Origin of the sequence: Halomonas sp. AOP7-E1-9, assembly GCF_052376035.1 — a bacterium.
GTDB classification, from domain to species: Bacteria; Pseudomonadota; Gammaproteobacteria; order Pseudomonadales; family Halomonadaceae; genus Vreelandella; species Vreelandella citrativorans.
In genome coordinates, this window is record NZ_JBQSVC010000092.1 from 1 (window position 1) to 767 (window position 767).

Sequence of the window (767 nt, forward strand, 5' to 3'; positions counted from 1 at the left end):
GGTTGAGCAAGGGCGGCTAGCGCCGCCATCGCCGAGTAACTCAGCTTCTACAACCTGTCTTGCCAGGCCTCAAAAGTGATCGCCCTTGCGCGGCCGTGCTAACATCCCCGGTACTGCGCAGGAGGGCCCATGGCAAATCACTACGACACTGGCTATAAAGAACTTTTCAGCTACCCTGAATTTGTTCAACAACTGCTTGAAGGCTTTGCCCCGCCAGAAATCTCTGAGCTGATGGATTTCAGCACATTAAAACTCCATAGTGGCAATTACATCACACCGCTTTTTGAAGAGAAGTTTGAAGATCTGGTCTGGTCGGTGCAGGTGAACTGGCAAGGGGCTATCCAGGAGGTCTACCTCTACCTGTTACTTGAGTTTCAATCCAGTGTAGATCGCACGATGCCCATTCGGCTGATGCACTACGTTGCCTGCTTCTATGACCATTTGCTAAAAGCGAAAGCGACCACGCCCGGTAAAGGCTTGCCGCCCGTGTTCCCTGTTGTGTTGTATAACGGGACAGAGCGCTGGACGGCCAAGCATGATGTCTACGACATGGTGCAGCCTAAACCACCCATCTTTTTACAGCCTTACCAACCGCACTTGCGCTATTACTTGATTGATGAGGGTGCTTACACGGACAAGGAGCTGGAGCAGCGCCATAGTCCATTAAGTGGTATATTTGGCATCGAAAATGCGGCGGCAAGTTGGGAAAGCTTGCAACAAGCGGTTGACCGCATTGTCGCGATCATTCAGGCAGACCCCCATAAACC

General features: G+C 51.9%; 1 protein-coding gene. It reads left to right on the forward strand.

The window, feature by feature from the left end:
- Positions 1-129: 129 nt before the first annotated feature.
- Positions 130-767: Rpn family recombination-promoting nuclease/putative transposase (locus ACT3R4_RS18440; protein ID WP_496201302.1), on the forward strand; the 638-nt coding region annotated here is incomplete at its 3' end.